The organism is Gordonia sp. GN26 (assembly GCF_054823965.1).
The window spans coordinates 21,558-41,960 of record NZ_JSYC01000165.1 but is presented as its reverse complement, the minus strand read 5'-3'; the positions used below and the strand labels follow the sequence as shown (position 1 = coordinate 41,960).

Below are 20,403 nucleotides of genomic sequence, written 5' to 3'. Positions count from 1 at the left end.
ACGTCGATCGAAGTCTGCCGGTCGGGTTGAGGTTCGGCAGTCGGGTGACGACGTTGTCTCACCAGGCCTTCCAGGCTCGTCGACTTCGATACGCTCCTTCGTCGCTACTCAGCCCGGCGGCCAACGCTCCTCGCACCTCAGGGAGCGAGACCTCACCGCGCCACGGTGCGCGGTTCCTCCAGCCCGGCCAGTTTGTCCGGGTTGCGCATGGCATAGATCTGCTCGATGACGCCGTCGATGATGTGAAGGGTGAACGTGCCCTCGAGCCGGCCGTCGATGTAGATCGCCACGCCGGACTGGTTGTTGAAGACCGCCGGTTCGAGTCGGTAGTCCATGTCCCGGCCGAGCCGGGCGAACCCGGTCAGCAACCGGGCCACAGCCAGCGCGCCATGGATCGGGTGGCGCACCGCCGTCACCTTGCCGTCGCTGTCGGCGGTGAACTCGACCTCGGGGGCGAGCATGGTCAGCAGGCCCTCCACGTCGCCGGACTGCGCGGCCGAGAGGAACGCGTCGACCACCGCGACCGCACGTTCGGAGTCCACCGGGTCGAACCGGGGGCGACGCGCCTCGACATGGTTCCGGGCGCGGTGCCCGATCTGGCGCACGGTGGCCGCCGGCTTGGCCAGCATGTCGCCGACCTCGTTGTAGGAGAAGCCGAACACCTCCCGCAGCACGAACACCGCGCGCTCGTCCGGGCTCAACGACTCCAGCACGATCAGCATCGCCGTGGACACCGATTCCGCGAGGACCACGTCGTCGGCGAGGTCCCGCTCGTCGGTCAGGATCGGCTCGGGCAGCCACGGTCCGACGTACTCCTCGCGTCGCCGCGACCGTGACCTCAGCACGTTGAGTGCCTGGCGGGTGACGATCTTCGCGAGATACGCCTTGGTGTCGGCGATCTCGGCGTCGTCGACCTCCGCCCACCGCAGATAGCTGTCCTGCAGCACGTCGTCGGCGTCGGCCGCGGTCCCCACGATCTCGTAGGCGACGGTGAACAGCAGCGGCCGCAACTCGGCGAAACGCGCTGCCCGCCGGTCTTTCTCGACCTTCGCGGAGTCGCTGCTGGTCACCGGAGCCCCACCTCTCGTCGGCGAACCGGTCACTGGAGGACCGATTCACGGTCTGCGGTCGCCTCACGATCGCGCGGCCAGCTGAACGCACCGGGGCGCGTGGCCTCGCGGCGGATGTACCACACGGTACCGCGGCAGACCATCTCCTTGACCAGTGCGGCGGCACGGCCGGTCACGACCATCCGTGCAGGCGAATCGTCTCGATTGGTGAACTGCAGTGTGGCACCGTGGCGGCCGATGCTCGTGCACTGGGCGACGAAGCCCTGATCCACGGGCTTCGGGGCGTCACCCGCGATCCGGGCGAGGACGGCGTCCGCGGCCTGTGCCCCCAGTGGTTCCGCCGCCTGGCAACTCATCCGCAGCGAGGTGCCGGCCGCGACGGTCGCGTCGCCGGCGCCGACGATCCGATCGTCGTCGACACTCATCAGAGTGACATCCGTTCGTAGACGGCCGACCCCGTCGGTGGTCAGACCGCTGTCCGCGGCGAGCTCGGGGGCGGTGAAACCGGTGGCGAACACCGTTGCCGCGCTGGGCAACGTCTGTTCACGACCGTCGGTCTCGATGGTGATCCGCGAGGCCTCGACAGCGGTCACCCGAGCGTCTTCGAGCACGTCGACTCCGAGTCGACCGAGCTGCCGGAGGGTGGCCCGGTGGCCGCGTTCACCGACCGACGGTGCGACGGCACCGCCACCGGCGAGCGTCACCGCGAACCCGCGTCCGGCGAGTTCCCCGGCGATCTCCACGCCGGTGAGCCCACCGCCGACCACGACCACCGGCGCACCGGCGTCCAGAGCGTCGAGGCGTTGCCGGAGCCGTTGTGCCGCAGTCCAGTCCGAGGCCGACAGCGCGTGGTCCGAGGCGCCGAGGATGTCCGGGAGCTGGTGCCGGCTGCCGATGGCGTAGATCAGGTAGTCGTAGTCGAGTTGCTTCCCCGAGGCGAGGTGTACCCGCCGCGCCTCCGCGTCGATCCGGGTGGCGGTGTCGACGACGACGTCGATGCCGTCGCCGAGCACGTCGTCGAACCCGGTCTGCGGCTCACCGGTCCGCGCGACGAACTGGTGCAGCCGGATGCGCTGTACGAAGAACGGTTGCGGATTCACCACGGTGACAACCACGTCGGGGTTCTGCCGGAGCCGGTTGGCCGCCATCGCGCCCGCATAGCCGGCGCCGAGGACGACCACATGGGTCCGGGTGAGGGTGTTGAGTTCCTGGGTGATGTCGGTGTTGCGCATCGTTCTGCCTTCCGTCGGTGTTCGAGGTGGTCATCCTCGAGACACCGACGGCGGCAGAAATGTGACAGTCAGACAGAAATAGCTGGTCAGCCAACCTTCGCGACGTCGGCGGTCACGCCGTCGCCGAGCTCGATGGCTCCCGGCGCACCCGCGGCGGTGACGTCGAACTCCACGGCGAGGACCTCGCCGGCGACGAGGTCGGCGTGGGTCTGTGCCCATTCCAGACGCTCGGCCGGTACGACGAGGCGCACCGTGATGCGGTCGGAGACGTCCAGGTCGAGGTTTCGGCGCGCATCCTGCAGTTCGCGCACGCGGTCCTTGGCCCAGCCCTCGGCCTCGAGCTCGGGGGTCACCGTGGTGTCGAGCACGACGAGACCCTTGCCACCGGGCAGCTCCGCGGTGGAATCCGGTTCGACCGCCACCAGCTTGCGGCTGTACTCACCGTCGTGGAGTTCGATGCCGTCGGCGACGACGACCTCCGCACCCTCGGCGTTCGTCTCCACCGACCAGTTGCCGGACTTCACAGCCTTGATGGCGCGCTGGACGTCCTTGCCCAGGCGCGGGCCGGCCGCGCGTGCGTTGACCGCGATCTCGTAGCGGCCGTACTCGCTGGCATCGGTGGCGAGCGAGACCGACTTGACGTTCATCTCGTCCTTGACCAGGTCGACGTATGGCTCGAGCGCGGCCGCGGTCGGCGAGGCCACGGTCAGACCGGGCAACGGCAGGCGGACGCGCAGCTTGTTGGCCTTGCGCACGCTCGACGCGACCGAGCAGACCGCCTGGACCTCGTCCATCGCCGCGACCAGGTCGGCGTCGGCCGGCAGCTCGTCGGCGGTCGGCCAGTCGGTCAGGTGCACCGAACGGCCACCGGTGAGACCGCGCCAGATGGCCTCGGTCGCCAGCGGCAGCAGCGGCGAGGCGAGCCGGGAGGCCACCTCGAGCACGGTGTACAGGGTGTCGAAGGCGTCGGTGTCCTCCTCCTGGCCGGCCCAGAACCGTGCACGCGAACGGCGCACGTACCAGTTGGTCAGCGATTCGACGAACTCGCGGAACGAATCGCACGCACCGGCGATGTCGTAGGTGTCGAGCGCCTCGGTCATGGCATCGCGCGTGGTCGCGAGCTTGGCCAGGATGTAGCGGTCCAGAACGTTCTGCGAATCGGTCCGCCAGGTCGCCGGACGATCCGTGTAGAGCTGCAGGAAGCTGTAGGCGTTCCACAGCGGCAGCAGCGCCTGGCGGACACCCTCGCGGATGCCGCGCTCGGTGACGACGAGATTGCCGCCGCGCAGGATCGGCGAGGCCATCAGGAACCAGCGCATCGCGTCCGAACCGTCACGGTCGAAGACCTCGTTGACGTCCGGGTAGTTGCGCTTCGACTTGGACATCTTCTGCCCGTCGTCGCCCAGCACGATGCCGTGGGCCGCAACGGTCTTGAACGCCGGACGGTCGAACAGTGCGGTCGCCAGCACATGCATGGTGTAGAACCAGCCGCGCGTCTGACCGTTGTACTCGACGATGAAGTCGCCCGGGTTGTGCGCCACCGCCGAGGCCGAGTCCCCGCCGTCGAACCAGTCGCGGTTCTCGAACGGGTAGTGCACCTGCGCGTAGGGCATGGAGCCCGACTCGAACCAGCAGTCGAGGACCTCGGGCACGCGGCGCATGGTCGACCGCCCGGTCGGGTCGTCCGGGTTCGGGCGGGTGAGGTCGTCGATGAACGGCCGGTGCAGATTGTCCGGGCGTACGCCGAAGTCGCGCTCGAGTTCGTCGAGCGAACCGTAGACGTCCATGCGCGGGTACTCCGGGTCGTCGGAGATCCACACCGGGATCGGTGCACCCCAGTAGCGGTTGCGGCTGATGTTCCAGTCGCGCGCACCCTCGAGCCACTTGCCGAACTGGCCGTCGCGGATGTGTTCGGGCACCCAGGTGATCTGCTTGTTCAGCTCCACCATGCGGTCGCGGAACTGGGTGACGGCGACGAACCACGACGGCACCGCCATGTAGATCAGCGGCTGTCCCGACCGCCACGAGTGCGGGTAGGAGTGCTCGATGGTCTCGTGGCGCAGGATGCGGCCGGCCGCCTTGAGGTCCTTGATGATGACCGGGTTGGCGTCGAAGACCATCTGGCCCTCGTACGGCGGGACCTGCGAGGTGAAGCGGCCGCCCGGATCGAGCGGCTGCACGACCTCGATGCCGTTGGCGGTCGCGAGGTCCATGTCCTCTTCACCGAAGGCCGGCGCGAGGTGGACGACGCCGGTGCCGCTCTCGGTGGTGACGTAGTCGCCGAGCAGCACCCGGTGAGAGTTGGGGTGGCCGACGAAGAAGTCGAAAGGCGGTGTGTACGACAGGTTCTCGAGGTCCTTGCCCAGGTGGGTGCCGACGACCTCGGGTTCGGCGATCTCCTTGGCGTACGCGCCCAGCAGTGCCTCGGCCAGCAGGTACTGCTGACCGTCGGCGGCCTTGACGTGCACGTAGGTGACCTCGGGGTTGACCGCGATCGCGAGGTTGGACGGCAGGGTCCAGGGCGTGGTGGTCCAGATCAGCGCGTTGACACCGTCGAGCGAGGCCAGCGGCCCCTCGGGCACCGACAGCGGCATCCGCACGGTGACCGCCGGGTCCTGGCGCATGCGGTAGGCATCATCGAGCTTCGACTCCTGGTTGGACAGCGGCGTCTGCTCGTACCAGCTGTAGGGCAGCACGCGGTAACCCTGGTAGATCAGGCCCTTGTCGTAGAGGGCCTTGAACGCCCACATGACCGACTCCATGAAGTCGAGGTCGAGCGTCTTGTAGTCGTTGTCGAAGTCCACCCACCGCGCCTGACGGGTCACGTAGTCACGCCACTCACCGGTGTAGCGGAGAACCGAGTCACGGCAGTACTCGTTGAACTTCTCCATGCCCATCTTCTCGATCTCCGACTTGTCGGTGATCCCGAGCTGGCGTTCGGCCTCGAGTTCGGCAGGCAGACCGTGTGTGTCCCAACCGAATCGACGATCGACCTTCTTGCCGCGCATGGTCTGGTACCGGGGTACCACATCCTTGACATAGCCGGTCAGGAGGTGGCCGTAGTGCGGAAGACCGTTGGCGAAGGGCGGGCCGTCGTAGAAGACGAACTCCTCGGCGTCGGCACGGTTCTCGATGGACGCGGCGAAGGTCGAGTCGGCATCCCAGTACTGCAGGACGTTCTGCTCCACGGACGGGAAATCGGGGGCGCTACGGCCCGTCCCACCCGTCATGTCGACCTTGGGGTACACACGTCCGGTCGCGTTGGCGCCCGTCTCGTTCGTGTCGGTCACGGCTCGTCTCCTCGTGCCTGGTGATGTCTCTCCTCGGCACGGGGACGCACACCGGAAGGTCTGCGCGGTACCACCCCGCTTGCGCCGGCACTCCGGCGCCACTCACCGGATCGCGCGGGTCTCCCCGTGCGGTCCCGTGGCTGTGACGGGCCACTCCCGCCCGGTTCTACTGGGAGCGCTGCTCGGCTTCAACCGCAGCTGCTCTGTTCTTCCGGGTGCTCCCCGGTGATGGCCGGATCAACGCGTCAACCAGTGTAACGACGCACCGCCCGAACAGGCGAATCGGTATCGCCGTCCGGGCGGTGCGTGGTCGAGAACGAGAGGGTCAGTCGAGCGGTGGACGCCAGTTCGGGTCGAGCGGATCGAAATCCGGCGCACGACGCCGGCCGGGCCGCGGTTCCGGGGACTCGGGCTGCTCCCCCTCCGGCCGCTCACCCGACTGGGCGGGGTCAGGTCGCGCGGAGTCCTGGCCCTGAGGCCACGCCGGACGCTGCCCCGACGGCGGTTGTCCGTACTGCTGCTGAGACCCCGACTGCGGGTTCCCGTACTGCGTATTCCCGTACTGGGGCGGACGCGTCCCCTGCTGGGACGGACCCGACGGGAACGGCCCGGACTGCGGCGGCCGCGGCGAATCGGGACGCGGCGGCTGACCGCCGGGCGACTGCTGACCCGGCGCCTGGTACGGCGCACGAGGCGGTTGGCCCGGTGCACCCCGACCGGGCGGTGCCTGGCCGGGAGCGGGCGTCGGACCGGAGTTCGGCCGGCCGACCGGCTCGCCAACCGACCGCAGGTAGTCCTCGAGGTTGCCCTCACGACGCTCGGGGGCCGGGCGGCTCTCGGGCACCTCCGGCCGAGACGGCGTCGGACCGGACGGTGCGGCCATACCGGGTTCGAAGGAGGGCTGCTCGTAGGCAACCGTCTCCCCGTCGGTATCGGAGTCCCGTGCCGACGGCATCGCTGTCGGATACCGGCGTGTCCGGGACTCGTCGGCATCGCTGGGGTCGCCGGGAGAACCGGCGTCGTCGCGATCGGCGTCGACCTCATCGCGTCCGGCTCCGGGGACCATGTCCTCCAGCGATCGAGCGGAATCCCGGTTGCGTCCCGAGAACACGTCGACGAGCAGGAAGGCCAGACCGAGGAGACAGATGACGATGCAGGCGACGGCCAGCCACACGGTCCCGGTGATGAGACCGAGGATGAGCAGCACGAACCCGACGAGGGTCGCGCCCAGGGCCAAGGTCAGCACATCACCAGCCTAGGGTGCATGTCCGGTAGGGAGGTCAGCTCGGCGAGTAGCTGCTGAAACCGCCGCTGCCCGGATCGTTCGAGAACGACTGATCGGGACGGCCACCCTCGACCGGTGCCGCGCTTCCGCGCTGCTGCAGCTCCTCGAGCTGCGACTCCAGGTAGGTCTTCAGACGGGTACGGTACTCACGCTCGAACGTCTTGAGCTGTTCGATCCGGCCCTCGAGCACACCGCGCTGCTGGTTGATCGTGCCCATGATCTCGCTGTGCTTGCGCTCGGCGTCGCTCTGCAGCGCATCCGCGCGCTCCTGCGCCTGGCGCAGCTGCGCCTCGGAACGGGTCTGGGCGTCGGCCAGGATGGCCTCCGAACGCTGGCGCGCATCGGCGAGCATGGCGTCGGACTTGCTCTGGGCCTCGGAGACCATCGTGTCGGCGCGGGTCTGCGCGTCGGCCAGCATCGCGTCGGCGTCGGCGCGGGCGCTGCCGGTCAGACGGTCCGCGGTGTCCTGCGCGAGTGCGAGAACGCGGGCGGCACGCACGTTGGCATCGTCGTTCGACGCCGCGGGCTGCTGGACCGGAGCGGGCTGCTCCTGGGCCGGCGGCTTGGCGAACATCTGGGTCCGCTCCTCGGCGGGGGCTGCGCCGGCACCCGACCGGGCGTCGGCGACCTCACCCTCGAGTTCCTCGACGCGCTGCTTGAGGTCGGTGTTCTCTTCGATCAGCCGGGCCAGCTCGGCCTCGACGAAATCGAGGAACTGATCGACCTCATCCTCGTTGTAGCCGCGCTTACCGATAGGCGGTTTGCTGAACGCGACGTTGTGCACATCAGCTGGAGTCAGCCGCATGTCGGTTCCCCTCGTGTCTGTGGTGAAGCTTGTGTTCAGTTGGCGTGCCGTCCAACCCGGATCGCGCGACGTGAGTCGTTCGACCAATACAGGTTGTCACTAACTATTCATACCAGTCAAAATCTGTAACTGGCGTCCAATCCTGTCACATGCGAACCGTAGGTCGCACTGTTTGATGCCGAGCCCGGTCGAAACTCCTCCGAACGGGCAGGGCATCGAAGACGACAACCAACGGTAGTCCATCGACGTACCCCAAGGTACCCGGGTCGCAAGGGGCCCGGTGGGCGACTCGTCGGCGGATCAGGAGCGGATGAGAACCAGTGCGGTGGCGAGCGAATCGGCGACCGCGTCGGCGCGGAGACCGTTCACGATGTTCATGGCGATGATGACGACGAGCATGACGATCATCAGCGACAGATCCAGGCGGATCGGGCCGAGCGGGATCGGCGGAAGGATCCGGCGCAACGCCTTGATCGGCGGGTCGGTCAGCGTGAAGACCGTCTCGATGATCACGACCGCCACCCCGGTGGGCCGCCATTCGCGGGCGAACGTCCGCACCAGCTCGACGACGAGCCTGCCGAGGAGAAGCAACCAGAAGACCAACAGGATGTAGTAGAGGACACCCAACAAAATCGCAGCCACGCGTCAAGATTGCCTGAAGAGCACCCGACGGTGCGAACCGAGGGTGCCCACCTGCATCAGGAGTGGTTGTAGAAGCCGGTCTCGGCGATCTTGCGGCGATCCTCGGGCGACACGTCGACGTCGGCCGGCGACAGCAGGAAGACCTTGGTGGCCACCTTGTCGAAGGAGCCGCGCAACGCGAAGGCCAGGCCCGCAGCGAAGTCGACGAGGCGCTTCGCATCGTCGTTGGTCATGTCGACGAGGTCCATGATGACCGGGTTGCCGTCGCGGAAACGCTCACCGATGGTGCGGGCCTCGCTGTAGTCCGAGGGACGCAGGGTGGTGATCTTCTGCAGCGGGCCGTCGGCGAACACACGCTCGAGCTCACGGTGTTCGGGCGCGGCCGGGCGCGACGAGGCGGCACGCAGGGCGGCACTCGACGAACGCTGCAACGGTTCGAGGCGTGCAGCCGACCGCATGGGGGCCTCGGGAGCCGGACGCGGTCCGGCGTAGGCGAACTCGGGGACGAAGTCGCCGGCGAGTTCGTATCCGCCGTCGAAATGACGGTCGTCGTAAGCCATCTCGTCGCGGTAGCCGGCCTCACGGAAGCCGGGGTCGCGGAGGGAGGGCTCGTAACCGGGGTCGTAGGAGCCGTCACCGTAGTAGTCGTCACGGTAGGCACGCTCACGCGACGGGGCACGCAGCGCAGAGCCGTCCTCGAGGTAGTCGTCCTCGTACTCGCTGGGCGGCACCATGCCGAAGTAAGCCTTGAACTTCTGCATCGTGGTCATAGTCGGCCTCTCTGTCGTGCGACGCCGGTGTGCAGCCGTGCCGGATGGTGCATCTGATGTCGTTGTGCTTGCTGAGATATCTGCGCTTGTTGTGTCACTTGGTTCTGTTGTTACCAATGTGATTACTGAGAGAGTAGCGGCCGATCGCCCATGATCGCGGTTCCGACACGCACGCATGTCGAGCCGGCTGCAACCGCCTCTTCCATGTCACCCGACATGCCCGCGGACAGTTCGACGGCGTCGGCGTACTGATCGCGAAAAGCGTTGTGAATGCGGGCGGATTCGGCCATCCAGTGCTTCCGCTCGCCGGTGAGCGGGGCGATGACCATGAGCCCGCGCAGCGCCAACGCGTCCTCGTTGGAGACCTGATCGGCCAGTGCGGGGAGATCCGCCTCGACGACGCCGCCGCGTTGCGGGTCCCCGTCGAGACTCACCTGGAGCAGCACCCCCAGACGTCCGGTCCGCTCCCCCTCGTCGAGCGCGGCTCGCGCGGCCCGGCCCAGGGCGTCGACCACCTTCGGACGATCCACCGAGTGCACCGCGCGCGCCCACCGCGCGATCGAACGGGCCTTCTTCGACTGGACGGTCCCGATCATGTCGAACACGGGTACGTCGGCGGAATCCTCGGGCGCCCAGTCGGCGAGGACCTCGGCGACCTTGCGGCCGGCCTCGGGCTCACGGGATTCCCCGAACGACCGGACGCCCAGATTCAGCAGTCGACGGACATCCTCGGCCGGGAAGTACTTGGTGACGACCAGGAGCGCACACGACCCGGCGGGCCGGCCGGCAGCCGCCACGGCCGCGTCGAGCCGCCCGCGTACGGATTCGAGGCGCTCGGACAGCTCGGCGGTGCGTGCGTCATCGAGAGAGTCGCTCATGTCCCCCATCATTCCCCGTGCGGAGCACCCGTCATTCCCCGCGTGGAGCACCGGGGGCCTACTCCCCGTCCGGCGCACTCTCGTCGTCCATCCAGATCACCGATGCCAGGCGGCCGGTCGGTGCGCCACGCCGGTGGCTGAAGAGACTCAGGTCCGAGATCGTGCAGCGCGGGTCGACGGCGACCCCGGCGACCCCTGCCTCGAGGAGCTGGCGGCGCAGACCGGCACGGAGGTCGAGGCCCGTCGTGCCCTTCGTGGTGCGGCTCGCGCTCCCGGGCAGATGTTTCTCGACGTCGGCCTGCATCGCCGGGGGCACCTCGTACTGTTCGCCGGATGCGGCCGGGCCCAGGAATGCACCGATCGACTCGATGCGCGCACCGAGGTCGACCATCATCTTCAGCGTCTCGCGCACGATGCCGACGCGTGCCCCGACGCGACCGGCATGGACACCGGCGATCACGCCGGCCTCGTCGTCGCTGAGGAGCACCGGCACGCAGTCGGCCGACAGCACGGCGAGCGCGAGGCCCGGCGTGGTCGTCACCAGCGCGTCGGTCGCCGGGACCGGTTCGGTGACCGGACCGTCGACGACCGTCACGTTGCGGCTGTGGATCTGCTCCATCCAGACGACCGACGAAGCAGGCAATCCGATCTGCTCGGCCAGACGATTCCTGTTGGCGGACACCGCCTCCGGGTCGTCTCCGACATGGTCACCGAGATTGAACGAGTCATACGGTGCCACCGAGACGCCGCCGGCACGCGTGGTGACCACACGACGTACCCGCATGCGGGTCAGCGCTTCATGAAGGACGGCACGTCGACATCGTCGTCGTCGAGGTGCACCGTGTTGCGACGCGGGGGCTCCGGCTCACGCTCACCACCGAAGGGATCACCCGATCCCTTGGGGATGTCACCGAAGAGCGGGTCGCTCTTCGGCGGCGCCGACACCGCGCCGGCCTGCCCCTGACCGACGGCCGAACGGCCGGCGGCTGCGGCGGGCACGTCCGAGCGCTTCTTCGGGGTGCCACCGTCGAAACCGGCGGCGATGACGGTCACGCGGACCTCGTCGCCGAGGTTGTCGTCGATCACGGTGCCGAAGATGATGTTGGCGTCCTCGTGGGCCGCCTCCTGGACCTGGGTGGCTGCGTTGTGGATCTCGAAGAGGCCGAGGTCGCTGCCGCCGGCGATCGAGATCAGCACGCCCCGAGCACCTTCCATCGACGCCTCGAGAAGCGGCGAGTTGATCGCCGACTCGGCCGCCTTCTTGGCGCGGTCCTCACCGCGGGCCGAACCGATGCCCATGAGAGCGCTGCCGGCGTCGCTCATGACGCCCTTGACGTCGGCGAAGTCGACGTTGATCAGACCCGGGGTGGTGATGAGGTCGGTGATGCCCTGGACACCGTTGAGGAGGACCTCGTCGGCGCTGCGGAAGGCGTCCATGAGGCTCACCTGCGCGTCGCCGAGCTGGAGCAGGCGGTCGTTGGGGATCACGATCAGGGTGTCGCAGGACTCCCGCAGTGCGGTGATGCCCGCTTCGGCCTGTCCGCCGCGACGCTTGCCCTCGAAGGAGAACGGGCGGGTGACCACGCCGACGGTGAGAGCACCGAGCTTGCGGGCGATCTGCGCGACGACCGGGGCACCACCGGTGCCGGTGCCGCCGCCCTCGCCCGCGGTCACGAAGACCATGTCGGCACCCTTGAGGAGCTCCTCGATCTCGTCGCGGGCATCCTCGGCGGCGCGGCGGCCGACCTCGGGGTCGGCGCCTGCACCCAGGCCACGGGTGGAGTCGCGACCGACGTCGAGCTTGACGTCGGCGTCGCTCATCAGCAGGGCCTGCGCGTCGGTGTTGATCGCGATGAACTCGACTCCCTTGAGCCCCTGCTCGATCATGCGGTTGACGGCATTCACGCCGCCGCCGCCGATGCCGACGACCTTGATGACGGCCAGGTAGTTGTGCGGTGGCGTCATGCGCTCGCCTTCCTCGTAATGGGTCGTGCTCGATGTTCCGTTGCTGATCTCTCAGCGTGTTCCGGTGCTGAGGTCTCAGCGGCTAGGTGCTGGCAAAACCCTAAACCTGAACCATAGATTTAGAGTTATGTCAAGTAGTTCGTTGTGGAGATGACGCTAGGCATCCCGGGCCCCGGTATCCACAACAGCGCCCGGCGTGTCGGGAAGTCGCTTCCGAATTTCGGTGAATTTCTCAGATCTTCAACGAATCTGACGCGATTGCCGGCGCGTGCGGGCAACCCGCGGCCGCCTCGATCACTTGTAGGCCGGGAACTCGGGGCTCGAGACGTTGTACATCTTGGCGTCCCGGCTCAACAGGTACGTGAGGGTTCGCGCTTTCTCCGCTCCCCGATCGCTGTCGCCCCAGATGACCCGGCGATTCTCGGTGAGGATGAACTCGATGTCGACCGGAGAGCTCGCCGACACCCGTTTGACCTGTCGCGCCAGCGATTCCGGTAATCCGGCGACCGCGGTGATCGCCTCCCGGGTGGTGGGGTCGGCCGGGCCCGGGTTCGGGGTCTCGAGGACGGGGAGCTTGAGCACCTCCGGCGGCACGCCCTGGGCGCGGACGTAGTGGAGGAAGGACACCCCGGACCGGTCGAGGACGTGGACCTCGTCCCCGCTCGTCACGATCACCACCGGCACCCGCTCGACGACGGTGATGGTGAGCGTCGACGGATAGGACCGCTGGACGCGGGCGGATTCGACGGACGGGATGCCGGCGACGCGCTGCGCGACGGCACGGGTGTCCACCTGGAGGAGAGGTGTCCCCTGAGGGACGGCCGCGACGCGCAGGATCTCGTCGGCCGGGATCGAACCGTTGTCCCGGATGTCGGTGCCGCGCACGGCCATCAGCGGGGTGAGGTAGGCGATCAGGACCAACCCGACCCCCGCGGCGACGACCATCAGGGTGCCGAGGATCAGGCGGGACCGGCGGCGGGTCGGCCAGCGGATCACGAGACCCGTCCTGTGAGGCCCCCGTCGCCGGGGCCCTCACCGGTCGTCGCGTCGTCGGTCGCGGTGTCCGCGCCGAGTGCGGCCAGGATCTCGGGACCCTGCATGGTGATGTCGCCCGCGCCCAGGGTCAGCACGACATCTCCGGGTCGGGCCAGGCCGGCGACCTGACCGGCCAGCCGCGACAGATCCGGCGCGAACACCGACGGCCGGGTCAGCTTGTCGGTGATGGTCCGGCCGCTGACACCCGGGATCGGTGCCTCGCGGGCGCCGTAGACGTCGGCGACGACCACGGTGTCGGCGAGGTCGAGAGCGGCCGCGAACTCGTCGGCGAACTCGACCGTGCGCGAGTACAGGTGGGGCTGGAAGACCGCGATGACGCGACCGCGTGGCGCGTCGGGGCCGACCCGCGCGGCCATCATGGACTGCGCCGCCGACAGCACCGAGCGCACCTCGGTGGGATGGTGGGCGTAGTCGTCGATGACCTCGACGCCGCCGCGGCGCCCGCGGAACTCGAAGCGACGATGGACCCCGCCGAACGCGCCGATCCCTGCGAGGATGCCGTCGAGGGCACCCGCGGCGTCGGCGGTCGCCGCGGCGTTGACGCGCACGGAACCGATGACCGCGGCGATCGCGTTGAGCGCCATGTGTTCTCCCGGCAGCGGGAGGATGAGTTCCCGTTCGACGACCGTGCCGGTCTCGTCGGCGGGGCCGGTCACCGGCGCGGTGAAACGGACCCGTGCCGCTCCCCCGGCGGCGCGCGGTTCCCACGACAGCAGGGTCGCCACGTTGGGCACGCCGGGCGCGAGGACCGCGTGAGTGCCGCGGCCGTAGCCGAGGACCTCCACCCCGCGCTGGGCGAGATCGCCGCGGACACGTCCGGCGAGTGCCGCCGATCCGGGATCGTCGAGGCAGACCACCAGTGTGCCGCCGGTCCGGATGCGTTCGGTGAACTTGTCGAACACCTCGACGTAGGCCTCGATCGAGCCGAAGAAGTCGAGGTGGTCGGCGTCGATGTTGGTGACGGCGACGACGTCGGGCGTGTACTCGAGCAGCGAACCGTCGCTCTCGTCGGCCTCGGCCACGAAGACCGGGTCGCCGCCGTGATGGGCGTTGGTGCCGGATTCGTTGAGCTCGCCGCCGATCGCGAACGACGGGTCGCTGCCGGCGTGCTGGAGTGCGACGACGGCCATGGACGTGGTCGAGGTCTTGCCGTGTGTCCCGGCCAGCAGCAGCGTCCGGTCACCCTCCATGAGCTGGGCGAGCACACGCGGGCGCAGCAGGATCGGGATCCCCCGCGAGCGTGCGGCCACCAGCTCGGGATTGGTCTTGGGGATGGCGGCGTGGGTGGTGACCACGACCGACGGGCCGCCCGGGATCTGGTCGAGTGCGGACGGATCGTGTCCGACCTGGACACGGGCGCCACGGGTGCGGAGTTCGAGGATGCCCCGGCTGTTCTTGGCGTCCGATCCGGACACCTGGCCGCCGCGGGCGAGCAGGATGCGGGCGAGCCCGGACATGCCGGCGCCGCCGATGCCGACCATGTGCACGCGGGCCAGCTGCGGCGGCAGTCCTCCGGTTCCCACAGTCGTCCCCTCGCTCATGTCGTCACCTCCCACTCCGGGTCCGGTCGTCTCGCCGTCCCTGTCCCCTCCGACCCGGTCCCGTCCAATTGTCACTGTTCGCCGGCCGATCGGCGCGAACGAAACGCCTTACGGGACGGTCCCCGGCCCGCCCGGAACCCACGAGCCAGTTCGAGGGCGGCGTCGGCGACGGCCGCGGCGGCATCGCGATGGCCCGTGCCCGCGGCCGCCGCGGACATCTTCTGCAGTCGTTCGGTGTCCTGCAGCAGGGCCGGGACCTCGCGTGCCACCCACTCCGCGCTGACCGCCGAGTCCTCGACGATGAGTCCGCCACCGGCCTCGACGACCGGTAGCGCGTTGAGGCGCTGTTCGCCGTTGCCGTGCGGCAGCGGGACGTACACGGCGGGCAGACCGGTGGCCGACACCTCGGCGACGGTCATCGCGCCGGACCGGCACATCACCAGATCGGCGGCGGCGTAGGCGAGGTCCATCCGCTTGAGGTAGCCGACTCCGCGGTACGGCGGGGCGCCCTCGACGATCACCGGGTCGATCGAGTTCTTGGGTCCGTAGGCGTGCAGGACACCGATGCCTGCCTTCGCGAGGGCTTCGGCCGCGCCCGAGACCGCGGCGTTGATGCGTTGCGCGCCTTGCGAACCACCGAAGACGAGCAGGGTCGGGGCATCCTCGTCGAGTCCGAAGTAGTGGCGCGCCTTGGCCCGCAGGGCCGGCCGGTCCAATTCGGTGAGGACACCGCGGACCGGCATGCCGACGACGGTCGCGTCGAGCCCGGAGCCGTCGACGGCGGCCAGGACACGGTCGGCGAACCGGGCGCCCACCTTGTTGGCGATACCCGCCGAGGCGTTCGCCTCGTGGATGACGATCGGGATGCGATTGCGTCCGCGTAGATGCATCTGCGCGGCGAGGTAGGCGGGCACCGACACGTATCCGCCGAAGCCGACGACGACGTCGGCGTCCACGTCGGCGAGCACCTTGCGGGTCGCGGCGACCGAGGACACCAGGCGCCCGGGGGTCTTGGCCAGGTCCATCCCCGGCTTGCGCGGCAGCGGGACCGGCGGGATCAGCCGGAGGTCGTATCCGCGCTCGGGCACCAGGTCGACCTCGAGGCCACGGTTGGTCCCGAGTGCGGTGACGCGGGCCGTCGGGTCGATGCGGGTGATCGCGTCGGCCACGGCGAGCGCGGGTTCGATGTGTCCGGCGGTCCCGCCGCCCGCGACCACCACCGACAGCGGCCGCCCGCCCGGGCCTCCGGTCGTATCAGATTGTGCTGCACCCGAACTCACCGGCTCTGTCACTCCATCTCCAGCCACTGTGCACGTCTGTCCCACGCAGCGGCATCGCCTGTCGCGGGAGCCGTCAGCGGCGTCCCGCGCGGCCGTGTGTCGGCCGATCGCGCCCGGGGTCGGCGGACCTCGGCGTCCGCGGCTGATGCGCGCCCGCCCGCCATCCCGGTGACGCCGAGCGACGTGCACTGCCGGCGCCGGGATACCCGCCACGGTAGTCGACGCCCGCTCGTGCCGACGGCGCAGGTCGGGTGCGACCGGCCGTTGCCGGACGTCGTGCGGATGCACCCCGTGCGGGTGCCGGTTCGGCAGTCTTCGTCCGCTTCCACGGCATGGTGAACCGGCCCTGGCCCGGAGCCGGTTCGGCCGGTCGTCCGCGACGGGTCGACGCTCCCGCCCGCCCGGATGTCCCGACCCGTCCCGGTGCACCCCGTCCCGCGGTGCGGCCCGCGGGCCGTCCGCTCGCCGAGCGACGCTGGTCGAGCCGATCTCGCAGGGTCTCGGCCCGCGTCTGCCGGTAGGCCACCGGCGTCGGGAGCCGCAGGATCCGGGCCAGACGGCCCTGCGATCCGGCGGTGAGGGTCGCTACGGCCTCGGGTTCGTGTCGCGCCGCGTTGGCCAGGAGGCCGAGCATCGCGAGCACCGTCAGCGTCGATGTACCGCCCGCCGAGATGAGTGGCAGCTGGATACCGGTGACCGGCAGCAGGCCGATGACGTAGCCGATGTTGATGAACGCCTGCGCGAGGATCAGCACGGTGATGGTCGCGGTCATCAGGCGCAGGAACGGATCGGTCGAACGGTGTGCGATGCGGAAGCCGATGTAACCCAGCAGCACGAACAGGAACACCACCAGCAGGCCACCGAGGAGGCCGAGTTCCTCGCCGATGATGGCGAAGATGAAGTCGTTGTGCGCGTTGGGCAGGTAGTTCCACTTGGCGCTCGACTGCCCGAGGCCCACACCGAAGACGCCGCCGTTGGCCAGCGCGTAGGTCGCCTGGCGGGCCTGGTAGCCGGCACCTTGCGGGTCGTCGATACCGCCGAGGAAGCTCATCACACGCTGCGAGCGGTAACCCTCGACGAGCGCGAGGATCACCGCGAGGACCACACCGGAGACGGCGAAGGCCGAGAAGACCTTGATCGGCAGCCCCGCGAACCAGAGCATCGCGCCGACGATGATGGCGATGGTGATCGTCGTCGAGAGGTTCGGCTCGAGGATGATCAGCACGCAGACCAGCATCGCGACCGGGACCAGCGGGATCAGGAGCTCTTTGATCGAGGCGTTGTCCCGGCGCCGGGAGGCGAGCAGGTGCGCACCCCAGATACACAGCGCCACCTTGACCAGCTCCGAGGGCTGCACCGACACACCGGAGATGACGAACCAGCGTCGGGCGCCCTGGCTGAGCGTGCCGATGCCGGGGATCAGCACCAGCCCGAGCAGCAGGATGGCGATGGCCATCGACGGCGCGGCGAAGCGCCGCAGCAGACGGACGGGGACCCGCAGCATCAAGTAGAAGACGACGAGGCCGAGTCCGGCGAAGATGACCTGCGTCGTGAACAATCCGTAGGCCGATCCTTCTTGCGAGTACCCCTCGACCGACGACGCCGACAGCACCATGACCAGACCGAAGGCTGTCAGCATGAACGCCATCGTGAGGACCAGCTGGTAGGAGGCCAGCGGCCGCGCCAGGAGGTTGCGCACGCCTTCGACGAGCATGGCCGGCAGCGAGGCCGTCACCGACGCCGCGGTCGAGGCCGCCGCGGAGACCTCGGCCACCGGCTTCGACGCCTTCCGCCGCACGGTGGCGGTCCGGCCCTCGTCCGTGGTCTCGTCCGTTCCGTCGTCGAACGTGTCCCCGTCGTCGAAGGTGCTCTCGTCGTCCGCGGCGTCGACCGCGGTCTTGTCGGTACGCACGCCACTCACCGCGAGGTGGGGGTGCCGGCGATGTCCTGTGCGGCGTGCGCGAACGCGTCACCGCGCCGGCTGTAGCCGGCGAACATGTCCAGCGATGCCGCGGCGGGTGCGAGGAGCACCGCGTCGGGCTTCGGGTCGCTCGCCGCGGCGAGCTCCCATGCCTCGGCGACCGCCCGGTCCATCACGGCAACGGCGGCGTCTGATCCCGGGATTTGGGTCGACGAGAGGACGGGTGCGGTCTGACCCTGGCGATGCACGTTCACCGTGCCATCGTCCCCTGTGAATACTGTGACTGTTGGGACTTCTGGGGCGTGTCGCGCGATCGCTTCGACGACCAGCTCACGATCCCGGCCGATGGCGACCACCCCGGCGAGCCGATCGCCGACGGCGGAGAGCATGGCGTCCATCGACGCGCCCTTGAGCAGGCCGCCCGCGATCAGCACCACGCGGTTGTATGCGGCGACCGCAGCCTGGGCGGCATGCGGGTTGGTGGCCTTGGAATCGTCGACGAAGCGGATGCCGTCGCGCGTCGCCACGACCTCGCCGCGATGGGCGGCAGGCCGGAAATCGGTGAGCGCGGCCTCGACGGCGTTGCGCTCGACACCGATCGAGAGGGCGAGTGCGGCGGCGGCGAGGGCGTCGGCGACGCCCGACGGACCGGCCGGATGCACGGCGCCGGCCGGCAGTAGACGACCCGCACCGAAGGCACGGTCGACGAGTTGCCCGTCCTCGACGCCGAGCTGGCCGTCCTGCGGCGGGTTGAGCGTGAAGCCGACCCGGCGTCCCGCGCCCGGCAGACCTGATGCAACTGCGTCGTCGAGACCGACGACCGCGATGTCGCCGCGCAGCGCACCGGCCTTGGCCAGTGCATAGGCGTCGAAGGTGCCGTGCCAGTCGAGATGATCGTCGGCGACGTTGAGCACCACCCCGGCAGCCGGGGCGACCGACGGTGCCCAGTGCAGTTGGAACGACGACAGCTCGGCGCACAGCACGTCGACGCGGGGCGTCGCGCGCATGGCATCGAGAACCGGCAGGCCGATGTTGCCGCACGCCGCGCCGGCACGCCCGGAGCGCTCGACGATGTCGGCGAGCATCGAGGTGGTGGTGGTCTTGCCGTTGGTGCCGGTGACGACCAGCCAGGTGCGTGGCTCCCCGAGCAGACCCGCGGCGTCGACCCGCCAGGCCAACTCGACCTCGCCCCACACCGGCACACCGTCCGCCGCGGCCTGCACGACGAGGTCGTGGGTGGGGGCGAATCCGGGCGAGACGATCACGACCGCGGTGTCGGCGGTCCACGAGGGGTCGGCCAGCAGATCGGAGATCGCAACGGCCTCGACGCCCTGCCCGATCAGGTCCGCGACCCCGGGGACGGCAGCGACCGCCGCATCCCGGTCGGCGGCGTCGGCGTCGCGTGCGGCGAACCGATCGTCGGCAAGCAGGATGCGGACATCCCTGGTGACCAGGTACCGGGCCGCCGACATGCCGGCAGTTCCCGCGCCGCCGATCACCACGGTCTTACCGGTCAACCCCAGTGGGTCGCCGGTAGACGCGGAGTTCTCGTCGCGCGGATCAGCCATTGGTGGCCAGGAACTCGCCGTAGAAGAGCGACAGGCCGAGCGCACAGGCTATGGCTGTGAGTAGCCAGAACCTGATGATCACCGTCGTCTCGGCCCACCCGCCCAATTCGAAGTGGTGGTGGAACGGCGCCATCCGGAACACACGGCGGCCGGTGGTCCGGAAGAAGGCGATCTGGATGACCACCGACATGATCTCGGCGACGAACAGCGCACCGATGACGACCGCGAGGAGTTCGGTCCGGGTCGTGATGGACAGGCCGGCGAGCATGCCGCCGAGCGCCAACGAGCCGGTGTCACCCATGAAGATCTTCGCCGGTGCGGCGTTCCACCACAGGAAGCCGAGGCAGGCACCGCCGCCGGCCACCGCGATGATCGCGAGGTCGAGGGGGTCGCGGACCTGGTAGCACCCGGTCGGGATGTCGCTGGGCGGCTTGGCACCGCCGGCGCAGGCGTTGACGAACTGGAAGAAGGTCACCAGGACGTAGGAGCCGAGGACCATCGCCATCGAACCGGCGGCCAGACCGTCGAGGCCGTCGGTGAAGTTCACCGCGTTCGACCACGCGGCGACCACGAGCCAGCAGAACACCACGAAGACCACCGCGCCGAGGCCGATGGCGTCGATGTCGCGCACATAACTGAGGTGGGTGCTGGCCGGGCTGAGACCGTAGTCGTTGCGGAACTGCAGCACGAGGACACCGAACAGGATCGCGGCGATGAACTGACCGATCGACTTCGCGGTCTTGTTCAGTCCCAGGTTGCGGTGCTTGCGGATCTTGATGATGTCGTCGAGGAAGCCGACGATGCCGAGCGCGGTCGCGAGGCCCAGCACGAGCAGGCCCGACGCGGTCGGTCCGTTGCCGGCGTCGGTGAACAACCCGACGAGATGCGAACCGAAGTAGCCCGCCCAGAGTGCTGCGAGGATCGCGACGCCGCCCATCGACGGCGTGCCGCGTTTGGTCTGGTGGCTCTGGGGGCCCTCGACCCGGATCTCCTGGCCGAAGCCCTGTTTGGAGAACACCTTGATGAGCACGGGGGTCAGCAGGATCGACACCGCGATCGCGATCGCACCCGCGAGGAGGATCTGGGTCACCGTGCTGCCC

The 20,403-nt window shown here is 69.2% G+C and carries 16 protein-coding genes; all 16 read right to left on the bottom strand.

Annotated elements, in window-relative coordinates; genetic code table 11:
• Positions 1-152: 152 nt before the first annotated feature.
• Positions 153-1,070 carry an RNA polymerase sigma factor SigJ gene (sigJ, locus tag OK17_RS21800; protein ID WP_461418731.1) on the bottom strand — a complete coding sequence of 306 codons (918 nt, stop codon included), beginning with the start codon at positions 1,068-1,070 and terminating at the stop codon, positions 153-155.
• Positions 1,071-1,099: 29 nt separating this feature from the next.
• Entirely contained in the window at positions 1,100-2,302 is a 1,203-nt protein-coding gene (locus OK17_RS21795) for an NAD(P)/FAD-dependent oxidoreductase (protein WP_119032625.1), read from the bottom strand.
• Between the two features lie 86 nt (positions 2,303-2,388).
• Positions 2,389-5,592: an isoleucine--tRNA ligase gene (ileS, locus tag OK17_RS21790; RefSeq protein WP_461418730.1), complete on the bottom strand. Its 3,204-nt coding sequence runs from the start codon at positions 5,590-5,592 to the stop codon at positions 2,389-2,391.
• Positions 5,593-5,917: 325 nt separating this feature from the next.
• Positions 5,918-6,838, bottom strand: coding sequence for a hypothetical protein (locus OK17_RS21785; protein ID WP_119032627.1), 921 nt, complete (start codon positions 6,836-6,838; stop codon positions 5,918-5,920).
• 34 nt (positions 6,839-6,872) lie between these two features.
• Positions 6,873-7,682: a DivIVA-like cell division protein Wag31 gene (gene wag31, locus OK17_RS21780; protein WP_006868153.1), complete on the bottom strand. Its 810-nt coding sequence runs from the start codon at positions 7,680-7,682 to the stop codon at positions 6,873-6,875.
• A 300-nt stretch (positions 7,683-7,982) separates the two neighbouring features.
• Entirely contained in the window at positions 7,983-8,324 is a 342-nt protein-coding gene (locus tag OK17_RS21775) for a YggT family protein (RefSeq protein ID WP_006868152.1), read from the bottom strand.
• A 56-nt stretch (positions 8,325-8,380) separates the two neighbouring features.
• On the bottom strand, positions 8,381-9,094 hold the full coding sequence (locus OK17_RS21770; RefSeq protein ID WP_461418729.1) for a cell division protein SepF: 714 nt from the start codon (positions 9,092-9,094) through the stop codon (positions 8,381-8,383).
• Positions 9,095-9,216: 122 nt separating this feature from the next.
• Positions 9,217-9,981, bottom strand: coding sequence for a YggS family pyridoxal phosphate-dependent enzyme (locus OK17_RS21765; protein ID WP_119033795.1), 765 nt, complete (start codon positions 9,979-9,981; stop codon positions 9,217-9,219).
• Between the two features lie 49 nt (positions 9,982-10,030).
• A complete protein-coding gene (gene pgeF, locus OK17_RS21760) occupies positions 10,031-10,756 on the bottom strand; it encodes a peptidoglycan editing factor PgeF (RefSeq protein ID WP_461418728.1) in 726 nt (241 codons plus the stop codon).
• A gap of 5 nt (positions 10,757-10,761) precedes the next feature.
• Entirely contained in the window at positions 10,762-11,937 is a 1,176-nt protein-coding gene (gene ftsZ, locus OK17_RS21755) for a cell division protein FtsZ (protein WP_005198817.1), read from the bottom strand.
• Between the two features lie 294 nt (positions 11,938-12,231).
• Entirely contained in the window at positions 12,232-12,933 is a 702-nt protein-coding gene (locus OK17_RS21750) for a cell division protein FtsQ/DivIB (protein WP_154883596.1), read from the bottom strand.
• Complete coding sequence (gene murC, locus OK17_RS21745; protein WP_461418727.1) at positions 12,930-14,534, bottom strand: UDP-N-acetylmuramate--L-alanine ligase; 1,605 nt, start codon at positions 14,532-14,534, stop codon at positions 12,930-12,932. Before murC ends, OK17_RS21750 begins: the two co-directional genes overlap by 4 nt.
• 71 nt (positions 14,535-14,605) lie before the next feature.
• Entirely contained in the window at positions 14,606-15,814 is a 1,209-nt protein-coding gene (murG, locus tag OK17_RS21740) for an undecaprenyldiphospho-muramoylpentapeptide beta-N-acetylglucosaminyltransferase (RefSeq protein ID WP_461418733.1), read from the bottom strand.
• A 73-nt stretch (positions 15,815-15,887) separates the two neighbouring features.
• Entirely contained in the window at positions 15,888-17,726 is a 1,839-nt protein-coding gene (gene ftsW, locus OK17_RS21735) for a putative lipid II flippase FtsW (RefSeq protein ID WP_461418726.1), read from the bottom strand.
• A gap of 5 nt (positions 17,727-17,731) precedes the next feature.
• Positions 17,732-19,303 carry a UDP-N-acetylmuramoyl-L-alanine--D-glutamate ligase gene (gene murD / locus OK17_RS21730; RefSeq protein ID WP_461418725.1) on the bottom strand — a complete coding sequence of 524 codons (1,572 nt, stop codon included), beginning with the start codon at positions 19,301-19,303 and terminating at the stop codon, positions 17,732-17,734.
• Entirely contained in the window at positions 19,296-20,393 is a 1,098-nt protein-coding gene (mraY, locus tag OK17_RS21725; protein ID WP_461418724.1) for a phospho-N-acetylmuramoyl-pentapeptide-transferase, read from the bottom strand. The genes murD and mraY overlap by 8 nt, the downstream gene beginning before the upstream one ends.
• Between the last annotated feature and the right edge of the window lie 10 nt (positions 20,394-20,403).

Coding starts and splice junctions, on each gene's coding strand:
- OK17_RS21770 (WP_461418729.1), bottom strand. CDS start 9,094: ATGACCACGATGCAGAAGTTCAAGGCTTACTTCGGCATGGTGCCGCCC.
- wag31 (WP_006868153.1), bottom strand. CDS start 7,682: ATGCGGCTGACTCCAGCTGATGTGCACAACGTCGCGTTCAGCAAACCG.
- murC (WP_461418727.1), bottom strand. CDS start 14,534: ATGAGCGAGGGGACGACTGTGGGAACCGGAGGACTGCCGCCGCAGCTG.
- OK17_RS21765 (WP_119033795.1), bottom strand. CDS start 9,981: ATGGGGGACATGAGCGACTCTCTCGATGACGCACGCACCGCCGAGCTG.
- OK17_RS21795 (WP_119032625.1), bottom strand. CDS start 2,302: ATGCGCAACACCGACATCACCCAGGAACTCAACACCCTCACCCGGACC.
- murD (WP_461418725.1), bottom strand. CDS start 19,303: ATGGCTGATCCGCGCGACGAGAACTCCGCGTCTACCGGCGACCCACTG.
- ftsZ (WP_005198817.1), bottom strand. CDS start 11,937: ATGACGCCACCGCACAACTACCTGGCCGTCATCAAGGTCGTCGGCATC.
- pgeF (WP_461418728.1), bottom strand. CDS start 10,756: ATGCGGGTACGTCGTGTGGTCACCACGCGTGCCGGCGGCGTCTCGGTG.